Origin of the sequence: Arthrobacter oryzae (genome assembly GCF_031454875.1) — a bacterium.
GTDB classification, from domain to species: Bacteria; Actinomycetota; Actinomycetes; order Actinomycetales; family Micrococcaceae; genus Arthrobacter; species Arthrobacter oryzae_D.
In genome coordinates this window covers 286,794-306,734 of the sequence record NZ_JAVDRQ010000004.1, presented here as the reverse complement: position 1 = coordinate 306,734, position 19,941 = coordinate 286,794, and the positions used below count along the sequence as shown (strand labels likewise).

The 19,941-nt window shown below is 68.3% G+C and carries 18 protein-coding genes; 12 read left to right on the top strand and 6 right to left on the bottom strand.

Annotated features, from left to right (window positions below):
• Window positions 1-14: 14 nt before the first annotated feature.
• Window positions 15-1,388, top strand: a complete 1,374-nt coding sequence (locus tag J2805_RS09590) for an aspartate aminotransferase family protein (protein ID WP_309975530.1) — start codon at window positions 15-17, stop codon at window positions 1,386-1,388.
• 117 nt (window positions 1,389-1,505) lie between these two features.
• Here J2805_RS09590 and J2805_RS09585 read toward each other — a convergent pair whose 3' ends face one another.
• The gene (locus J2805_RS09585) at window positions 1,506-1,856 is read right to left on the bottom strand and encodes a hypothetical protein (protein WP_309975528.1); all 351 of its coding nucleotides are present in this window, start codon (window positions 1,854-1,856) and stop codon (window positions 1,506-1,508) included.
• Window positions 1,857-2,079: 223 nt separating this feature from the next.
• Here J2805_RS09585 and J2805_RS09580 point away from each other — a divergent pair, with 223 nt between their 5' ends.
• From J2805_RS09580 to J2805_RS09550, 7 genes are all read left to right on the top strand, one after another.
• Entirely contained in the window at window positions 2,080-2,298 is a 219-nt protein-coding gene (locus tag J2805_RS09580) for a hypothetical protein (RefSeq protein ID WP_309975526.1), read from the top strand.
• 222 nt (window positions 2,299-2,520) lie between these two features.
• Window positions 2,521-3,153 (top strand): hypothetical protein, encoded by a 633-nt coding sequence (locus J2805_RS09575; RefSeq protein WP_309975524.1) that lies wholly within the window; start codon window positions 2,521-2,523, stop codon window positions 3,151-3,153.
• A 152-nt stretch (window positions 3,154-3,305) separates the two neighbouring features.
• A complete protein-coding gene (locus J2805_RS09570) occupies window positions 3,306-4,049 on the top strand; it encodes a YcnI family copper-binding membrane protein (protein ID WP_309975522.1) in 744 nt (247 codons plus the stop codon).
• Between the two features lie 108 nt (window positions 4,050-4,157).
• Complete coding sequence (locus tag J2805_RS09565; protein WP_309975520.1) at window positions 4,158-4,790, top strand: DUF4232 domain-containing protein; 633 nt, start codon at window positions 4,158-4,160, stop codon at window positions 4,788-4,790.
• Window positions 4,791-4,944: 154 nt separating this feature from the next.
• Entirely contained in the window at window positions 4,945-6,468 is a 1,524-nt protein-coding gene (locus J2805_RS09560; protein WP_309975518.1) for an FAD-dependent oxidoreductase, read from the top strand.
• Window positions 6,469-6,652: 184 nt separating this feature from the next.
• Window positions 6,653-11,680 carry a DNA glycosylase AlkZ-like family protein gene (locus tag J2805_RS09555; RefSeq protein WP_309975516.1) on the top strand — a complete coding sequence of 1,676 codons (5,028 nt, stop codon included), beginning with the start codon at window positions 6,653-6,655 and terminating at the stop codon, window positions 11,678-11,680.
• Window positions 11,673-12,512, top strand: a complete 840-nt coding sequence (locus J2805_RS09550; RefSeq protein WP_309975514.1) for an Fpg/Nei family DNA glycosylase — start codon at window positions 11,673-11,675, stop codon at window positions 12,510-12,512. The genes J2805_RS09555 and J2805_RS09550 overlap by 8 nt, the downstream gene beginning before the upstream one ends.
• 25 nt (window positions 12,513-12,537) lie before the next feature.
• Here the strand turns inward: J2805_RS09550 and yczE are convergent, their stop codons facing one another.
• Window positions 12,538-13,227, bottom strand: a complete 690-nt coding sequence (gene yczE / locus J2805_RS09545) for a membrane protein YczE (RefSeq protein WP_309975511.1) — start codon at window positions 13,225-13,227, stop codon at window positions 12,538-12,540.
• A gap of 61 nt (window positions 13,228-13,288) precedes the next feature.
• Between yczE and yczR the strand changes: the two genes are divergently transcribed.
• Window positions 13,289-14,782: a MocR-like transcription factor YczR gene (gene yczR, locus J2805_RS09540; protein WP_309975509.1), complete on the top strand. Its 1,494-nt coding sequence runs from the start codon at window positions 13,289-13,291 to the stop codon at window positions 14,780-14,782.
• Window positions 14,783-14,792: 10 nt separating this feature from the next.
• Here the strand turns inward: yczR and J2805_RS09535 are convergent, their stop codons facing one another.
• Both J2805_RS09535 and J2805_RS09530 read right to left on the bottom strand, forming a co-directional pair.
• A complete protein-coding gene (locus tag J2805_RS09535) occupies window positions 14,793-15,485 on the bottom strand; it encodes an SRPBCC family protein (protein ID WP_309975507.1) in 693 nt (230 codons plus the stop codon).
• Window positions 15,478-16,107: a helix-turn-helix domain-containing protein gene (locus tag J2805_RS09530; RefSeq protein ID WP_309975506.1), complete on the bottom strand. Its 630-nt coding sequence runs from the start codon at window positions 16,105-16,107 to the stop codon at window positions 15,478-15,480. The genes J2805_RS09535 and J2805_RS09530 overlap by 8 nt, the downstream gene beginning before the upstream one ends.
• 156 nt (window positions 16,108-16,263) lie before the next feature.
• Between J2805_RS09530 and J2805_RS09525 the strand changes: the two genes are divergently transcribed.
• A complete protein-coding gene (locus tag J2805_RS09525) occupies window positions 16,264-17,208 on the top strand; it encodes an RluA family pseudouridine synthase (protein ID WP_309975713.1) in 945 nt (314 codons plus the stop codon).
• A 24-nt stretch (window positions 17,209-17,232) separates the two neighbouring features.
• A complete protein-coding gene (locus J2805_RS09520; RefSeq protein ID WP_309975504.1) occupies window positions 17,233-17,889 on the top strand; it encodes a DedA family protein in 657 nt (218 codons plus the stop codon).
• 15 nt (window positions 17,890-17,904) lie between these two features.
• On the opposite strand, the gene J2805_RS09515 is transcribed toward J2805_RS09520, so the two are convergent.
• Window positions 17,905-18,210 (bottom strand): hypothetical protein, encoded by a 306-nt coding sequence (locus J2805_RS09515; protein WP_309975502.1) that lies wholly within the window; start codon window positions 18,208-18,210, stop codon window positions 17,905-17,907.
• Window positions 18,211-18,291: 81 nt separating this feature from the next.
• Window positions 18,292-19,422, bottom strand: coding sequence for a Nickel transporter NicT (gene nicT, locus J2805_RS09510; protein ID WP_309975500.1), 1,131 nt, complete (start codon window positions 19,420-19,422; stop codon window positions 18,292-18,294).
• A 137-nt stretch (window positions 19,423-19,559) separates the two neighbouring features.
• On the opposite strand from nicT, the gene J2805_RS09505 reads away from it, so the two are divergent.
• The gene (locus J2805_RS09505) at window positions 19,560-19,889 is read left to right on the top strand and encodes a hydrogenase maturation nickel metallochaperone HypA/HybF (protein ID WP_309975498.1); all 330 of its coding nucleotides are present in this window, start codon (window positions 19,560-19,562) and stop codon (window positions 19,887-19,889) included.
• The last annotated feature ends 52 nt before the right edge of the window (window positions 19,890-19,941 follow it).

The window sequence follows — 19,941 nt, the reverse complement described above, 5'->3', positions numbered from 1 at the left end:
CGAAAGGAACACTCATGACTTCCACGGTTGAAAGCGTTGTCCTGCCCCTGTCAGAGGACGCAGAGGCGGCCCGCCGCGCCTACGAGCTGGACCGCAAGCACGTCTTCCACTCCTGGTCCGCCCAGGACACCCTCGATCCGATGGTCATCACGGCTGCCGAGGGCTCGTATGTGTGGGACGGCGAAGGCAAGAAGTACCTCGACTTCTCCTCCCAGCTGGTCAACACCAACATCGGTCACCAGCACCCCGCCGTCGTCGCCGCCATCGCGGCCCAGGCTGCGAAGCTGTGCACCATCGCCCCGAGCTATGCCAACGACGCCCGGTCCGAAGCGGCGCGCCTGATCGCCGAACGCACGCCGGGAGAGCTGGACCGGGTCTTCTTCACCAACGGCGGCGCGGACGCCAACGAACACGCGGTCCGCATGGCCCGGCTGCACACGGGCCGCCAGAAAGTTCTCTCCGCCTACCGCTCCTACCACGGCGGCACCCAGCTGGCGATCAACCTGACAGGCGACCCCCGCCGCTGGTCCAGCGACACGGCCAGCACGGGCACCATCCACTTCTTCCCGCCCTACCTCTACCGCACCGCGTTCCACTCCACTACGGAAGCGGAGGAGAGCCAGCGCGCGCTGGAGCACCTCGAGCAGCTGATCAGCTTCGAAGGCCCCGCCACCATCGCGGCGCTGATCCTGGAATCCGTGCCCGGCACCGCGGGCATCTACATGCCGCCACCGGGCTACCTGCAGGGCGTCCGGGAACTGTGCACCAAGTACGGCATCGTTTTCATTGCGGACGAGGTCATGGCCGGCTTCGGGCGCACCGGCAAGTGGTTCGCCGTCGACCATTTCGACGTCGTCCCGGACCTTCTGACCTTCGCGAAAGGCGTCAACTCCGGCTACGTCCCGCTCGGCGGGGTAGCCATCAGCCCCGAAATCGCTGCCACCTTCGGCACGCGGGCCTACCCCGGCGGCCTGACGTACTCCGGACATCCGCTGGCAACGGCAGCCGCCGTCGCCACAATCAACGCCATGGAACGCGAAGGCATTGTGGAGCACGCCGCGTTCCTCGGCGAAACTGTTATCGGCCCTGCCCTCCGGGGCTTTGCCGAACGGCACCCCTCAGTGGGCGAGGTCCGCGGCACCGGAGTGTTCTGGGCCATCGAACTCGTCAGGGACCGGGCCACACGGGAGCCGCTGGCGCCCTACGGCGGCTCAAGCCCCGTGATGAACGAGCTCGTGGCCGCCTGCAAAGCCAGGGGCCTGCTGCCGTTCGCCAACTTCAACCGGATCCATGTGGTCCCGCCCTGCAACACCAGCGTGCAGGACACCGAGGCTGGCCTGGCGATCCTCGACGACGTCCTGGCAATCGCCGACCGGGCCGTCGCCTGACCGCTTCGGCCTGACCGCCCAAGAGCCGGGCCCCGGATTCCCCCGAAGGGAACCGTGGCCCGGCTCTTGGTCTGTTGCAACCCGTTTGCTATACGTCCGGATTACCGAGCGTCCGCGTTACGGAACGTCCGTTCCCTGGTCCGGCCGCTGGTCCGGCCTGTGGCCGCGCAGGTTGTCCTGGACCTTGCCGAAGAGATCCTTGATGGTGGATTCCGTGTTGGTGAGCATGTCCGGCTGGACGTAGACATTCTGCGTCGGGGGCAGGCTGTAGTGCGACGGCAGGCCTCCGGTGCCGTCGACACCGTCCAGTGCGATGGTCACCCCGCCCTCCTTGCGTGCAATGGCACCGATCCGGCCGAACACCAGCGTGAACTCGTCCGACTGGAAGCTGACGGTGTGCCCGATGTGTGTCCGGTTGAGCTCGCCCGCAGCTACCGCTTTTTCGTTGCCGGTCCCTGAGTAGTCCATGGTCTTCTCCTAAAGGTGGATGGCAGCTTACGCCAGCAGTCTAGGGCGGGGCACGGATGCCGCATAGACCCCGCTGGACGGCTGCACAATTCTTTCCGGCGCCATCATCACTTCATCCATTGAAAGCCGTCCCGGCCAGCGGTTTAGATGGATCCCGTCGGCGCTGACACCAGTTGCCGCAGCGAATCAGGCAGGCTTCCAGGAACGGGCATCGAGGAACATTGTGACTTCACAGACGAATACGGTTGGCAACGCGCCGGGCTGGGACGACGTGCAGGTTGGCGAGAGTGTGCAGCTGAGCCGGAACGGGCGCATCGAGTTCACCGGGCAGGTGGATGACCGCACCGCGGACGGCGATGTCGTCTGGATCAAATCGAGCCTGGGCCGCAGGCGGCTCTTCCATGTCGAGGACGGCTTCCAGCTCACCGGGGGCGCCCAGTGAACGCGGCAGGTGATGACGCTCCCTGCGAAGATGACTGCCACTACTGTTCGGGGCCGGAAACGGACTAGCCGTAGAGGCATGGTTTTCCCACGCTAGAATTACAGGGATCCGCCAGCTCCACCTGTACCTATGCCGTGCTGCACCAACGCCGGTGCTGCACCTCCGCCGGTGTTGCGGGGCACGGATCGCAGCCGGCAACAAACCAGCCTGAGGGAGGACTCCGTGCGCACTCACCACGCCCGGACTCCTTTCCATTCCCTTCGCGCGGCCATGGTTTCCGCCATGATCGTGACTCTCGCCGCGGCCGCCCACATGGCCGGCGGCGGCGAACTGCCGGTGCCGGGCATCATGCTGGCTGTCCTGGCGCTCACCGGCATGGCGGCCACCGCGGCCACCAGGCTCAGACTGAATTACCCCGCCATGGCTGCGCTCCTGGGAGCCGGGCAGCTGGTTTTGCACGAGGCCTTCAGCGCCTTCAGCTCCCCTGCCGCGCCGATACGGGCCGGCGTGCCGGGGCATCACCCCGCGACGGCGTCCCTGGCCGGATTCCCGCTGGAAACCGCCGGCGCCGCCCACCTGCACCAGTTCGATTCCTCCTGGGCTGCCTCGCTTATGTTCGGCGGGCATGCCCTGGCCACCCTCGCGTGCGCCCTCCTGCTCGCCAAGGGCGAGGCCGCGCTCTGGTCACTCGCGGCGTGGCTGCGGCCGCTCGTTCAACTTCCCGAAGCGGCAATGCCCGACGCCGTCGCGGCGCCTGCCGCCGCCGGGTGGCCGGCGGATTCCGCGCCCCTCCCCTGGCGCAACCTCAGGCCTGACTGCAGGCGGGGGCCGCCTGCCGCCGTCGTACTCTCCTGACACCTTATTTCCTGGCTCCGGCCTGCCCGCACAACCGCCGTTCCGGCGGTCCCTTGGGGACTCTGTGCCCCGAGCTCCGGCACCGGACGCCGCTCCATAGTTTTGTGCACCGCCACTGGCGCTTCGTGCACCCTTGAAAGGCCCCCTTGAAAATGTCATTCCCCAAGTCCTTCCGCCGTACCCTCTCCGCAACGGCCGTGGCCGGCGGAACCGCAGCACTCATGCTGGCCGGAGTCACGGCGGCTTCCGCGCACGTCGGAGTCACCCCGGACAAGACCGGCGCCAATTCCTATGCCCTGCTCACCTTCGGCATTCCGCATGGCTGCGATGACTCAGGCACCACCAAGGTGACCATCACGCTGCCCGAGGAACTCAACGACGCCCAGCCCACGGTCAACCCGAACTGGACCGTGGAAAAGGTCGTGGAGCAGCTGCCGGAGCCGAAGAAGCTGGCGGACGGCGCAACCATCACCAAACGGACCAGCCAGATCGTTTACACCGCCAAGACTCCGCTGGACGCCGAGCTCCGGGACGCGCTGGTGCTCTCCGTCAAGCTCCCCGACGCCGCCGGCAAGACGCTCCATTTCCCCACCCTCCAGAACTGTGAGCAGGGTCAGACGGACTGGTCCGAGATCCCCAAGGACGGCCAGGACCCGCACTCCCTCGAGGCACCGGCGCCGTCGCTCACCGTCACTGCTGCCGCTGAAGACAGCCACGGCGCTGCAACACCGGCGGCCGCGGCCCACGCCTCCTCCGTCTCGGACGCCGGTACGGACGACGGCTCGCAGGCGCGCAGCTGGGCCGGCCTTGTGACCGGCCTCGGCGGCCTCGCCCTGGGCGGCGTGGCGCTGCTGCGCAGCAGGAACGGTAAAGCCGCTTCCGAAACCGGAAAGTAGCTCAGGTAGCACGCGGACTGATGCCCGGAAATCACAATCCGGGCATCAATCCGCGGCAGCGGTCGTGGCATCGTTGACTAGGGCAACCGCGAGCATCAAGGTTGAGCCATGAGGTCTCAGCCAACTAAAAAAGGTCTTGTCATCACGACGGCGGTCGCGGCCGCCGCCCTCCTGCTCACAGCATGCGGGCCCAGCCAGCCTCAGTCCCAGGGGACTCCGGAGCCGGCCTCCACTTCCAGCACTCCGTCCGGTTCGTCCGAACCGGCCGCAAGCCAGGCGCCCACTGCAACGCCGCCGTCGTCCGCACCCGCGCCCGCGGGACCCGGCCTGTGCAAGGCAGCGAACCTGACGGTGACGGAGGATTCCACCGGCGGGGGCGCTGCCGGCAGCGTCTATTCCCAGCTCATCCTCACCAACACCGGATCCGAATCCTGCCTCCTGAGGGGCTTCCCGGGGGTCTCCCTCACGGCGGATGCCAATGGAGCCCCCATCGGGGCTCCCGCCCGGCAGGACGGGGCTTCGCCTGTCGCGGACGTGCTGCTGGCCCCCGGCCAGGCCGGCGGAGCGGAGATGCGCTACACGCAGGCGGGCAACTACCCGGACTGCACCGTGACGGAGGCTGCCGGCTACCGGATTTATCCGCCCGAAGACACGGCCTCGCTGTTCCTGGCCAAGCCCCGGAGCGCCTGCGCCAATGACGAGATCGAGCTGCTGACAATCGGGGCGTTCCACACCCGATAAGTAAGCCTCTACCGCGTGCGGGAAACGTGCGGGTGTTTTCGCCGTGCCGGCACTGTTCCCCGGCCACGCGGCCCATGACATGATAAGTCGACTTATGAACTCCTTCGGAGTCCCGACGCTGGCGTCATGGGACTGAGGAAAGGCAGGCCGGCCGATGACCTCGTTATGGTTGGACCGCACCCACACGTTCCGCAGCGACCAGTTCCATCCACGCGGCACGTATGACACCGTCGTGGCCGGGGCCGGGCTGACCGGGCTCGTGACAGCCCTGCTCCTCGCCCGGTCAGGCAAGAAAGTGCTGGTTGTCGAGGCCAGGAGCCCGGGCGCCGTGACCACCGGCAACACCACCGCGAAGGTCTCCCTGCTGCAGGGCACTGTGCTGTCGGCACTGAGGAACCAGTATCCGCAGAAGGTGGTGGATGCCTACGTCGAGATGAACCGCGAGGGGCAGGCCTGGCTGCTGCGGTACCTCGAGAGCCGGGGCGTGGCCTTCCAGCGCCGGGATGCCTACACTTACGCCACCTCCGAAGACGGCGCCGAAGTCCTCCGCAAGGAACTGGCAGCGGCGCGGGCCGCCGGACTTACTGTGGAGTACCTCCGCGAACCCGGGCTCCCTTTTGCGGTCAAGGGTGCGCTCCGCCTGGGCCAGCAGGCCCAGATCCATCCTATGGAAGTCATCGACGCGCTGGTGGATGACGTCCGCTCGCACGGCGGGCAGATCGTCTCCGGCGTGCGCCTGAACGGGCTGCAGCGGTTTGGCGGTCTCCGGGGACTGGACGGGCGGCGCGCCGAAGTGGAGGTTCAGACAGATCACGGGCCCGTGCACGCCCGGGACGTGGTGCTGGCTACGGGGACGCCGGTCCTCGACCGGGGGCTCTACTTCGCCAAGCTCAAACCGCTGCGGTCCTACGCGGCGGCCTTCGAACTGCCCGGAACAACTGCCGTCCCGGACGGCATGTTCCTGTCCGTCGAGCAGCCGGTCCGGTCCCTGCGCGATTTTCCCGCCGACGGCCGGCGGCTCCTCCTGGTGGGAGGCAATGGGCATCCCGTGGGCCGCGCCAGGTCAGCCCAGGCCTACCTGGACACGCTGATCGATTGGACCACAGCGAAGTTCCCGGGCGCCAGCCTCACCCACTCCTGGTCCGCCCAGGACTACCAGGCCACCAACCTGATGCCTTTCTTCGGCAAACTGCCCCGGGGGCTGGGCCGGGTCTATTTCGCCACGGGCTACAACAAATGGGGCATGACCAATTCCGTGGCCGCCGCCCTGGACATCACCGCCGACATCCTCGGCACCCGGCTGCCCTGGGCCAACGTGATCCATCACCGGGTCACCTCCCCTTCCGGTGCCGCCTCGGCGGCAACCCTCAATGCCGCAGTTGCCGCCACGCTGGCCAGGGACTGGGCCCAGGTGGGGCTCAAGCGTATGGACGAGTCCCGGGAGCAGCCGCCGGAAGGGGCAGGGCTGGTGACCCGTCGCGGCCGGAAACCCGTAGCCGTGTCCACCGTTGACGGCACGCGTTGCGAACTGTCAGCCGTGTGCACGCATCTGGGCGGGATAGTGCGCTGGAACGACAGCGAAAAATCCTGGGACTGCCCGCTTCACGGCTCGCGCTTCAGCAGCAACGGGACAGTGCTGGAAGGACCTGCCACCCGCGATCTGCGGCAGATTGATTGACCCGGCGGGGGCCGGGGCGGGGGCCGGGGCGGACCCCGCCGGGAGGGCCGCCAATAGTGTCAGTGGCGTAAGGCATGATGGAGGAATGCAGGGGAAGGACGTCGCCGACGGGCCGTCAGGGAAAAAACCGTCAGGCGACAAACCATCAGGAACGCCAGCCGGCGGGGCTTCTTCCGGGCGGAGCATGGACAGGTTCAGCCAGTCCACCAGGGAATGGTTCCTCGGTGCATTTTCCGCGCCCACGCCCGCGCAAAACGGGGCCTGGAACGCCATCTCGTCCGGCGCACATGCGCTGGTGGTCGCCCCGACGGGCTCCGGCAAAACCCTCGCAGCCTTCCTCTGGGCGCTCGACCGGCTTCAGGCGTCCGCGCCCACCGAGCCGGAGGCGCTGCCCGGCCTGGACCCGGCCGCCAAGGGCCGGAAGCCGAAGGCACCCAAGCGGAAAACCCGCGTCCTGTATATATCCCCGCTCAAGGCGCTCGGCGTCGACGTTGAACGCAACCTCCGTGCGCCGCTGATCGGCATCACCCAGACAGCCAAACGGCTGGGCCTGCCGGCCCCGCTGATCACCGTCGGCGTCCGTTCGGGGGATACGACGACGTCGGACCGCCGCGCGCTGCTCACCAACCCGCCGGATATCCTCATCACCACTCCGGAGTCCCTCTTCCTGATGCTCACGTCCCGGGCCCGGGAAACCCTGGCCGAGGTGGACACCATCATCGTGGACGAGGTCCACGCCGTCGCCGGTACCAAGCGCGGCGCGCACCTGGCAGTGTCGCTGGAGCGGCTGGATGCGCTCCTGCCCAAACCCGCGCAGCGGATCGGCCTCTCAGCCACCGTGGAGCCGCGCGAACTCGTGGCCCAGTTCCTGGCCGGGTCCGCTCCGGTGGAAATCGTGGCGCCGCCGTCAAAGAAGAACTGGGACCTGACTGTTTCGGTGCCCGTGGAGGACATGTCCGATCTGCAGGGGGCAGCCGGCGCGTTCGACTCCGGCCCTGCCTCAGGACTGCAGCCGCAGGCGTCCATCTGGCCGCATGTGGAGGAGAAGATCGTGGACCTGGTGATGGCCAACCAGTCCACCATTGTGTTTGCCAATTCGCGCCGTCTCGCCGAACGCCTGACGGCCCGGCTTAACGAGATCCATGCCGAACGCGAGCTGGTGGCAGCCGGCGGCGGCTGGGGCGAGTTCGGTGCAGGGGCGCCGGACGTCGAGTCGGCGCCTTCGGCAATGCCGCCTGCACTGCCGGCCATAGGTGCCGGCCTACCGGCGTCGACCGCAACCCCGGCGCACATGATGGCGCAGGCGGGGAGCACCGCCGGCGCGGATCCGGTGCTGGCCCGGGCGCACCACGGTTCGGTATCGAAGGATCAGCGCGCGCTGATCGAGGACGACCTGAAGTCGGGCCGGCTGCGCTGTGTTGTGGCCACGTCCTCGCTCGAGCTCGGAATCGACATGGGCGCGGTGGACCTGGTGGTGCAGGTGGAGTCGCCGCCGTCCGTGGCCAGCGGCCTGCAGCGGGTGGGCCGCGCCGGGCACCAGGTGGGTGAAGTGTCCCAGGGTGTCCTGTTTCCCAAGCACCGGGCCGACCTCGTGCACACCGCCATCACTGTGGAACGGATGCTGGGCGGCAAGATCGAGCGGCTCAGTGTTCCCGCCAACCCGTTGGACATTCTGGCGCAGCAGACCGTGGCGGCCACAGCCCTGGGCTCCATCGACGTGGAGGAATGGTTCTCCACGGTCCGCCGGTCCGCCCCGTTCGCGTCCCTGCCGCGGTCCGCGTTCGAGGCCACGCTGGACCTTCTGGCCGGCCGCTACCCGTCCGACGAATTCGCCGAGCTCCGGCCCAGGATCATCTGGGACCGGAACGCCGGCACCATCGAGGGCCGCCCCGGAGCGCAGCGGCTGGCCGTGACCTCCGGCGGCACTATTCCGGACCGTGGGCTCTTTGGCGTCTACATCATCGGCACCGAGGTGGAAGGCTCGGCGTCGCCTTCGGCTGAGGGCAGGGCTGCCAGTCCCGGAGCGTCCGCGGCCAAGGGCGGGCGGCGCGTGGGCGAACTCGATGAGGAGATGGTCTACGAGTCCCGGGTGGGTGACATCTTCGCCCTCGGCGCCACCAGCTGGAAGATCGAGGACATCACGCACGACCGCGTCCTGGTGTCTCCGGCCTTCGGACAGCCGGGCAAGCTCCCCTTCTGGAAGGGCGATTCGCTCGGCCGGCCGGTGGACCTGGGCCGCGCCCTGGGCGCCTTTGTGCGCGAACTGTCCGCGTCCGACGTCGGCCCCGCCACCGAGCGGTGCAAGGCGAGCGGGCTCGATGATTTCGCCGCGAACAACCTCGTCCAGTACCTGGCCGAGCAGAAGCTGGCCACCGAAGTGGTCCCCAGCGACACCACTTTGGTGGTGGAGCGGTTCCACGACGAACTGGGCGATTGGCGCGTGGTCCTGCACAGCCCCTTTGGCATGCCCGTGCACGCCCCCTGGGCCCTCGCGGTTGGCCAGCGCCTGCACCAGCGCTACGGCATGGACGGCTCCGCGATGGCCGCGGATGACGGCATTGTGCTCCGGGTGCCCATGATGGAGGACGAACCGCCGGGTGCCGAGCTGTTCCTCTTCGAACCCGAGGAACTGGAACAGATCGTCACGGCCGAGGTGGGCGGCAGCGCCCTCTTTGCCTCGCGGTTCCGCGAATGCGCCGCCCGGGCGCTCCTGCTGCCCCGGCAGAACCCGGGAAAACGGCAGCCCCTGTGGCAGCAGCGCCAACGCTCCGCGCAACTGCTGGATGTAGCCCGGAAGTATCCGACGTTCCCCATCGTGCTGGAAACGGTGCGCGAATGCCTGCAGGACGTCTACGACCTCCCGGCGCTGAAGGACATCGCAGCCTCCATTGAGCGGCGCGAACTGCGGATCCTGCAGACCACCACCCAGCAGCCCTCCCCGTTCGCGAAGTCCCTGCTGTTCGGCTACGTCGCGCAGTTCCTCTACGAGGGCGACTCTCCCCTTGCGGAGCGCCGGGCTGCCGCGCTGGCGCTGGATTCAACCCTGCTGAACGAGCTCCTGGGCCGGGTGGAGCTGCGCGAACTGCTCGACGCCAAGGTCATCGAGGCCACGGAACGGGAGCTGCAGCGCCTCGCCCCGGACCGTCGGGTGCGCGGCATGGAGGGCGTCGCGGACCTGCTGAGGCTGCTCGGTCCGCTGACCCCGGAAGAAGTGGCCGCACGGCTGGAACCCGCCGTCGAGGCGGTTGAGCCTGCCGAAACCCCGGTGTCCGAGCCTGCAGAGACCCCGGTGTCCGAGCCTGTCGAAAACCCGGTGGTTGAGCCTGCCCCGGTCGCCGACGCCGTTACCCACCTCAGCGCCCTGCAGCGGGCCAACCGCGCGCTCCGGGTGAACATCGGCGGTGCCGAGCGCTTTGCCGCGGTGGAAGATGCGGCCCGCCTGCGGGACGCCATCGGTGTTCCGCTGCCGATGGGAGTGCCGCTGGCGTTCATCGAGCCTGTCGCCGACCCGCTCGGCGACCTCGTCTCCCGCTACGCCCGCACCCACGGCCCCTTCACGGCAGCGGAAGCCGCAGCGAGGCTGGGGCTGGGCGTCGCCGTCGTCGGTACCGCGCTCAAGAGGCTCGCCGCCGACGGCCGGGTGGTGGAAGGCGAGTTCCGCCCGCATGCCGCGCCGCCCGAACACACGGCCCCCGTCAAACCCCCGGAACCGGGAGACGCCGATGCCCAGGCGCAGCCGGCAGCCACCGTCATGCCCTTGGCCGGCACCAGTGAATGGTGCGACGCCGAGGTGCTGCGAAAACTGCGTCGCCGGTCCCTGGCGGCACTTCGCGCTGAAGTGGAACCGGTGGACACCGCCGCCTACGGCCGCTTCCTTCCGGCCTGGCAGAACGTCCGGATCCCCGGCCGCGGCCGGGGCCAGTCAGCCCTGCGCGGGCTGGACGGCATCATCACGGCTGTCGATCAGCTCTCCGGTGTGCCGGTTCCGGCTTCTGCATGGGAACCGCTCGTCCTCGCCAGCCGCGTGGCCGACTACCAGCCCGCCATGCTGGATGAGCTGATGGCTGCCGGCGAGGTCCTCTGGTCCGGCGCCGGCGCGCTCCCCGGCAACGACGGCTGGGTGAGCCTGCACCTCGCCGACTCGGCGGAACTCACCTTAAACCCGGCGATCGACTTCGAACCCGGGGACGCCCAGCAGCGGCTGCTGGACCATTTGCAGAATAATGGCGGCGGCTACTTCTTCCGCCAGCTGACAGACATTGCCGGCGGCATGGACTCCGTGCTGAGTGACCAGGACGTTGTGGCAGCCCTCTGGGACCTTGCGTGGGCGGGGCGCATCACCGGTGACACGTTCGCGCCCGTCCGGGCCATGATCGCCGGCGGCCACACAGCCCACCGGCAGGTTGCCCGGGCGCCGCGGGCGCGCGCACCCCGGATGAGCCGGCTGGGACGCGCCCACGGCACCGGCCTGCTCGGATCACCCGGGCTGACCGGAGGGCGCTACGGCTCGGCCGCCGGAGCCCCTCCCACCCCGCTGCTGGCGGCCGGCCGGTGGTCCGCCCTGCCGTCGCCGGAACTGGACCCCACCATCCATGCCCGCGCCACGGCGGAGCTGCTGCTGGACAGGTACGGCGTCGTCACCCGCGGGTCAGTCATGGCGGAGAACATCCTGGGCGGGTTCGGGCTGATGTACAAGGTCCTCGCCAGGCTGGAGGAAGCCGGACGCTGCCGCCGGGGATATTTCATCGAGCATCTCGGCGCCGCGCAGTTTGCGGTGCCGGCAACGGTGGACCGGCTGCGGTCCTACACGGAGGACACGCAGCTGGCGAAGCCGGAGCCCGTTGCCCTGGCTCTCGCCGCGACGGACCCCGCCAACCCCTACGGCGCTGCATTGCCGTGGCCCGGCCTGAACGTCGAGGCCGGCAGCGGCCACCGTCCGGGGCGGAAGGCGGGAGCCCTGGTGGTGATGGTCAACGGCGCGCTGGCGCTTTACGTGGAACGCGGCGGCAAGACGCTGCTCGCCTTCGACGAAGACCCTGAGGTGATGGCCGCCGCCGCGGCCGCCCTGGTCGGGGTGGTGAAACGCGGCGCGGTGGACAAGCTCATCATGGAGAAGGTCAACGGCCACGGCATCCTGGATACGCCTGCGGCCGCCGCACTGACCCAAGCCGGCGCCTACTCCACGCCGAAGGGACTGAGGATCCGTGCCTGAGGGGGATTCCGTCTGGCGGGCGGCGGCGCAGCTTCATGCCGCCCTGGCAGGACAGCAGCTCACAGCCTCCGACTTCCGCGTGCCCAGATTCGCCACGCTCAAGCTGGCCGGCTGGACCGTGATCGAGGTGGTTCCCCGCGGAAAGCACCTGCTGATGCGGCTTCAGGGCCCGGCGGAGGAAAAGCTGACCATCCACTCCCACCTGAAGATGGAGGGCACCTGGCAGGTCTACCCGCCGGGCGGCCGCTGGCGGAAACCGGGGTTCACCGCGCGGTGCGTGCTGCGCACCGCCACCGCGGACGCCGTGGGATTTTCCCTCGGCGTCCTGGAAGTGGTCCGCACTGCTGACGAGGACTCGGTCGTGGGCCACCTCGGGCCGGACCTCCTCGGCCCGGACTGGGACATGGCGGAGGCGGAACGGCGGCTGCTCGCTGCGCCCGACGTTCCCATCGGCGTGGCCCTCCTGGACCAGCGCAACCTGGCGGGCATCGGCAATATCTACCGCTGCGAGGCCTGCTTCCTTTCCCGGATCCATCCCGCCGCACCCGTCTCCGCCGTCTCGGACCTGCCCGCCATCATGGCCGATGCCAAGCAGTTGCTGGAGGCCAATCTGGGACCGGGCCGGCGGACCACCGTGCTCAACGCCCGCGGAACGCCCGTGGGCCGGCAATCCGGAAGGCCTGGATACTGGGTATACCGTCGCGAGCACCAGCCGTGCCTGAAATGCGGCACGCCCATCCGCCGCGGCGTGCTGGGAAAAGACACCGGCACGGAAGAACGGGACATCTACTTCTGTCCGACATGCCAGCCGACGCCGGGAACAAACGCCTGACCTCGGCGGGGACCGGCCGCCTGGCTCAGGCGGCCGTCACCGCCGTCTCGGACGAATCCCCCGCACCCGGCGCGCCGGCTTCGTTGGCACCCTTGTTGGCACCCTTGCCGGGCCCCTTGCCCGCCTTGCGATTCCGGGCCTCAGGCACCGTGAACCGCGGCAGCAGCAGCTGCACCAGCGGGCCGATGGCCAGGGCGTAGACCACCGTGCCCACGCCCACGGATCCGCCCAGTAGCCAGCCCGTGCCCAGGACTACAATTTCGATGCCTGTGCGCGAGGTTCGGACCGACCAGCCGGTCCGCCGCGCGAGCCCGGTCATCAGTCCGTCGCGGGCACCGGGGCCGAACCGGGCGCCGATGTAGCAGGCTGACGCGATTCCGTTCAGCAGCACGGCCCCGGCCAGCATGCCGATCTGGCCGCCAAGGTGCGAGAACTCGGGGATAAGCGCCAGCCCCACATCGGCGAAGACACCCACCAGGACGGCGTTGCACAAGGTTCCGAATCCGGGCCACTGCCGCAGCGGGATCCACAGGAGCAGGACGAGGAAGCTGACGATGACAACCACCGCTCCGATGGAGAGACCGGTCTTGCCGGCAACACCCTGATGGAATACATCCCAGGGGTCGAGGCCGAGACCGGCGCGAATGAACATGGCCAGCGAAATGCCGTACATGGCCAGGCCGGTGAACAGTTGAAGGAGTCTGCGGGGCATCATGAAATCCATCCTCCGTTAGAACTGGCCTTGTAATCCATATCCAGTTTGAGATACTGGCTACATGTCCGGCTCCCTGAACCCCACTGCACTGGCACGGCTCCTCGGCGGGTGGAACCGCGGCGCGGGCCCCGCCTACCGCGAGCTGGCCGACGTCGTACGCCTTTTGGTCCTGGACGGCCGCGTCCCGCTGGACATGGCGCTGCCCAGCGAACGGGCAGTCGCTGAAACACTGGGGGTCAGCCGAACCACCGTAACCGCCGCCTATGCGAGCCTGCGTGAACAGGGATTCCTCACCAGCCGGCAGGGCAGCCGAGGCCGGACCTGCATTCCCCGTCGGATGCCGCCAGGCGCCAACGGCCCCGGCGGCGCCACGGACCTGATCAGCCCAACCGCACTGGCCGGCGCGCCGGGGCTTGCACCACCGCCCGGCCTGCTCGACCTCGCCTACGCGTCCCTGCCGGCCAGCGGCGAAGTGGTGCACCGCGCCTTCGCGGCCGCGCTGACGGAGCTCCCGGCGCTACTGCCGGGCTTTGGCTACGACGCCATTGGCATTGCCCCGCTCCGTGAGGCGATCGCTGCACGGTATTCCGACGCCGGTGCCCCCACCACGGCGGACCAGATCCTGGTGACGTCAGGCGCACAGCATGCCCTGAACATCGTGCTCCGCACTCTGGCCGGCCGGCAGGACAAGGTGCTGGTGGACCATCCCACCTACCCGCACGCCCTGGATGCCATCCGCGCCAGCGGCTGCCGGACCGTCCCGGTTGCCCTCCCCCACGGACACGGCTGGGACGTGGACGGCATGGAAGCCGCCATGGTGCAGCAGCGCCCCAAGATGGCCTACGTGGTACCGGATTTCCACAACCCCACAGGCCGGATGATGTCCGATGCCCAGCGCCGCAGGCTTGTCCGGGCCGCCGCCGCGGCTGGAACGGTGCTGGTGGTGGACGAGACCTTGCGCGAGCTGAACCTCGACGGTGTGGAGACGGCCCCGCTGGCGGCGTTCAGCCCGGGGGTGGTGACCATCGGCTCCCTGAGCAAGTCGCACTGGGCGGGGCTGCGCACCGGCTGGATCCGGGCCAGCGGGTCACTGATCCAGCGCTTCGCCGCCGCCCGGACCATCATGGACCTGGGCGGACCTGTGGTGGAACAGCTGGCTGCCGCGCATCTGGTCCGGTCGCTCGCGGAGCCGCTTCCGGCCCGGCTGGCGGCCCTCCGCGAGAACCGGGCCGCACTGCTTGAGCTGATCGGGGGAATCCTTCCCGGCTGGCGGCCTGAACAGCCCGACGGCGGCCTGAGCGTGTGGTGCCGGCTCCCTGCACCGATCAGTACTGCGCTGACGGTCATCGGCCCCGACGTTGGGGTCAGGCTGGCGGCCGGGCCCAGGTTCGGCGTGGGCGGAGCCTTCGAACATTACCTCCGCGTCCCCTTCACGCTTCCGCCCGCTCAGTTGGAGACCGCCGTGCTGGCACTCCGCTCCGCCCAGGAAAAGCTCGACGCCTCGCCCCAGCTGCGGCGCAGCCTCCGGCACACGCCCGCCGTCGCCATCGCCTGACGCGCGGGTGCTACGCGTAAACCTTCCCGAGGTAGTCGGCCCAGGCCTTGGCTGTGGCCTCCGAATCCCCGCTGCCGCTGAAATCGTGAACCGTCATGCCCACCGGTGCACCGAAGACGTTGCGGCCAAAGAACCGGTACATGGTGTCCGCGGTCCGCAGGCCCAGGAAGTTTTCGTTGGCGAAGTCCACCTGCCCCCTGAGCCGCCCGACGCCGTCGACCTCCACGTCAAACGTGTCCCCCTGCGACGCCGCATCCACGCCCAGCGCCTTCTTCAGCTGCACAAAGCCTTCCGGCGTCTGCGAGGCTGCGGGCCCCTGGATGTCTGTAAACACCACGGCCTGGCCGTCGAAGTACTTCAGGTACTGCCCCAGGGTGTGGAGGTAGAACTCCGTGTGCTTGCTCGCGCCGTCGTACTGCTGGTCCCAGCTGTCCGCGAAGATGCCGCTGTGAACGTAGTGGAGCCGAGCGCGGCCGCCGTCGAGCGGTTCCAACACATGCTCCAGCTGGTTGAACCAGCCGTCCGGCCCGTCCATGCGCGACACCAGGTGCTGCGGGTACTCCTCGACGGTCTTCACGTCCGGCCACTGGTCCGTCGGGAACATCCAGCCGGGCGTGCCCTTGGTGACGGCTTCCCAGACACGCTCCGGCGTGCCGGGCAGCTCGGTGTCGTAAACAATCTCGAATTTCCGGTTGTCAATCATTGTCCTGCTCCTGTTCCTTCTCCCCAGACGGGTTGGTTTTAGCTGGTTGTTTGAGTGCCGGATGAAGCGCGACGACGAGCCGGTGCTTCCGCCCGCCCGCGCCGCCGTCGTGGTACTTGTCCACCAGCCGGGTGACCGCAACGCCGAGCTCCTCGGCGAAGGCGGCACGGTCAGCGGCCGTGCGGAAGGTGATCTCGCCGTCGATCGCGAACGTTGCGAGCTTCTGCCGCGCGGCGGCAGCCCCGGCGATGAGCTTCCCCACCTCCTGGACCATGCGCCCGGCGAGCGCCAGCAGCCAGAAGGCGGAAAACCGGTCGGCAAACCGGTGCGGATCGGGCGCCACGGAGGCCAGCGCCACGGGCGAAATGAGGTAGGACGCCGCGGTGGCCTGCAGCACGCGCTCCGTGACGTTGCCCTTCCGGCGCTCCTCGACAAGCTCCACCAGTCCGTGCCGCTCCAGCGCCTTGAGGTGGTAGTTCACCTTCTGCCGCGGCAGCCCCACCTTCGCGGCGAGCTGGGTGGCCGAGCCGGGTTCCGCAAGCTCCCGGAGGATGCGGGTGCGGATGGGGTCCAGCGAGGCTTCGGCCGCCGCCGGGTCCTCGATCACTTCGATGTCCAACATGGCTTAAGTATCATCACCGACAATTTTATTTGTCAAGAACTTTTTTACCGTCGGTGCCGTTTCGATGGTTCCCTGCGCGCTAGGTGTTCGGCAGCGTCGAGCACGCGGGGAACCGTCGAAACGGCGAACGCAGGCGCAAAGTAGAATGGACCGGTGATGCAATCCCCCCTGCCCGTGCGCGACGGCGTGAACGCGACCCGCCTGCGCCTCCCGGACGAGGGACCCTGGGATACCGCGATGGACTACATGATGCACCGCTGGGGGCACATCGATCCGCAGGGCATCGAGGACCGCTTCGACGCCGGCGAGATCGTGGGCGAGGGCGGCATTCCCCTGGACCGGGCCACCAGGCTCGAGGACCACACCTTCATCTGGTACTACCGCACGCTCCCGCCGGAGACGCGGCTGCCCGTTGAGCTCAGCATCCTGCACCAGGACAACCACATCCTCGTGGTGGACAAGCCCCATTTCCTGCCCACTACCCCCGGCGGCACCTACATCCAGGAGTCGGCCCTGGTGCGGCTCCGGAACCAGCTGAACCTTCCGGACCTGATCCCCATGCACCGCCTGGACCGGATGACAGCCGGCCTGCTCCTGCTCTCCACCAACCCCGAGACCCGCGGCAAGTACCAGGTTCTTTTCGAGAAGCGTCAGGTCCAGAAGGAGTACGAGTGCGTGTCCGCGGCGGAACCGGCAGCGGGATATCCTGCCGTCGACTTCCCCGTAGTGGTGCGGAACCGCATGACCAAATCCCGCAGCTACCTCCTCGCCGAGGTCATCGACGGCGAACCCAATGCGGAAACCCGCATTGAACTGCTGAAGACGTACGACGCCGGCACTTCCGCGAGTGGACCGGCGCGGCGGGGCCTGTACCGCCTTGAGCCGCACTCGGGAAAGACCCACCAACTGAGGGTCCACATGGCCTCGCTGGGGCTGGGGATCGTGAACGACGCGTTCTACCCCGACCTGCTGGACAAGGCCCCGGACGACTACACCAGGCCGCTCCAGCTCCTGGCTCGCGGCATCCGCTTTGTGGATCCCATCACCAAGGAACCGGTGGAGTACCGCAGCCGGCTTCAGCTCAGCGAAGCCCCTGCCTAGGGCGGGCCGTCCCTTGGCCCGAAAATGAGGTACCTTGTGCCCATGGACCTGGGCAACGCTGACACCTGGGGAGCCGCGATCTATTTCTGGATCATCCCCATCGTCCTTGGCGATGCCATTTTCCCGCCCATCCCGTCCGAAATGGTGGTGATCACCGGCGGCGCACTCTCTGCGGAAGGCCGCGCCAACTTCCTGCTGGTGGGCCTGCTGTCCGCCCTCGCCTCGTGGATCGGCGACGTTGTGGTGTTCCAGCTGTTCAAGCGCCGCCTCAGCCATGTCCTGGACCGGTGGCGGTGGGGCCGCAAATTCCACAGCGGAATCCACTCGGCCATCGCCAAGGCGGGCCGTTCCACCACGTACGGCGCCATCATCGGTGTCCGGTTCATTCCGGGGGGCCGGCTCGCGACGTCGGCCGCTGCAGGCATCGCGGACGTCACCACCCGCGCGTTCAGCTTCTGCGCCGCCCTGGGCGCCGTCCTCTGGGCCACCTATCTCGTAGGCCTCGGCTACTTCACGGGTTCCGCGACCAAGCTGCCGTTCTGGGCCAGCTCGCTGATCGGCGTCGCCGTCGGCCTGGTGATCGGCGGGGTGGTGGGCATGATTGTCACCCGCCGGCGGGGCAACCGCTCGCCGGTGGATGAGGCAACCGACGATCCGCGCCCTGATACCGCACCGACCTGACCCGGCACGTTCGAGCTAGACGGGAGCCCAGCGGCCGCGGCTGCGCCGGAGCACCAATAGTGCGCCCGTCACCGCAACACGCTCGACGGCGTCGCGCATCATTGCGGCAGATTCACGCGCCTGGTTGTTCTCGCCGACAAACTCCGTTGCCTCCACCAGGAAGCGGAGGTTCAGTTCCGGCACGCCGCCCGCGATCTGCAGCTGGTTCGATTCCACGTGGTGCCGGGTTCCAAGGGCTTCCACGGCGGCAGCCATCACGGCCTCGGGAGCGTTTCCAGGCTTCAGCCCGGTGATCTTGAGTCTGGTCTGGAACGAAGGCATGAAAACAACCCTAGCGTCAGCGCGAACCGGCAGGTAACAACCTCAAATCCGCTTCCACGGGGCATCGGCTGCCGGTTCGCGCTAACCTCGCGGGGAAGTATCCGCGTCGCGGACCGGTGCAGCCCAGCGTTCCTCGATGTGCCCGAACCGCCACACTCCCAGCGCCAGAATCCACGTACAGACGAAGAGTGCGACGACGGTGTACCCCACCGAATCCAGGTCGATTCCGCCGATGGCGGCCAGCGGACCGGTGCTGATCCCGGCCCGTTCCACGAGGATGGAGATCAGTTCGATCGACCCGATCCCCAGGGCGACGGCCACGGACAGTGCCGTGATGACGATGTTGTAGTAGACACGGCGGACCGGCCGGGACAGCGCCCACCCGTAAGCGAAGTTCATGAGGCAGCCATCCAGCGAGTCCAGCAGGCTCATCCCCGCGGCGAACAGGATGGGGAGCGTCAGGATCGCGTACCACGGCAACGCCGAAGCGGCCGCACCACCGGCGAGGATCAGCAGGCTGACCTCCGTGGCGGTGTCGAACCCCAGCCCGAACAGCAGCCCCACCCCATACACCTGCCACGGGCGCGTGATCAGCCGCGTGGCCCGCCCGAACACCCGGTACAACAGCCCGGGCGCCGCCGACTGACCGGCAAGGTCGGCCACGCCGCCGTCCGTCCGCATTCGCAGGACCGACCTGATGATGCCGCGCAGCACGGCAAGGTTCAGGACACCGATGCACAGGAGGAACAGTCCCGAGACGGCGGTCCCCACGAGTCCCAGGAAAGCATGCAAGTCAGCCGTCCCGTCCGCTGTCCGGTCAGCGAGGCTCCGGATCCCCGCCGCCAACAGGGCGCACAGGCCGAACACAACACTGGAGTGGCCCAGCGAAAACCAGAAACCCACGGACATACTGCGTTTGCCTTCGCCGCGGAGCTTGCGGGTGATGTTGTCGATCGCGGCGATGTGGTCGGCATCGAAGGCGTGCCGCAGGCCAAGCGTGTAGGCCGCCACGCCGAGGCCAACGCCAAAAGCGCCCGTTGATGCGGCCGGGAGGTTCCCCGGGGCGACGACACCCGCCAGCACTCCCCAGCCGAGGACGTGAAGGACCGCAACAAACGCGGCCATGCCGCCGATCGAGGCCCACTCCCGGCCCGACAGGGTACGGGTTGCGCCGCGGATTCGACCCGGACGCGCCGCCTCGGGTTGCTTCATGGTCCAGCCTCGGGTTCCATCTGAGAGTGAACTGCCATGGTGACTTCGCCGCTTTAGCGGAAGTATACGCCGGCGTCAATCCGGGTGGTTGCGTTTTATCCGGGGCGAGCCTATCTTGGCAGGAAGGAGTGCCGATCATGCACGAACTCTCTATCACGCAGAGCCTGATCGACGCCGTTCTCGACCGAACCGGAGAACGGACAGTCACCGCGGTCAACCTCCGGGTGGGGCCGTTGTCCGGTGTCCTGCCGGACGCCATGCGCTTCTGTTTCGACATTGCTTCCGCCGGCACTCCCCTTGAGGGCGCGAGGCTCATGATCGACGAACCGCAGGGCCTGGCCCGTTGCCGGAGCTGCGACGACGAATTCGAACTGGCTGACCTGATCCTGCTTTGCCACTGCGGAAGCGCGGATGTGGAAGTCCTCCGCGGCCGCGAACTCATGCTGATGTCGGTGGAGGTGGCATAGCAAATGTGTACAACGTGCGGATGCGGCGACGAAAGCAACATCAGGGTTTCCG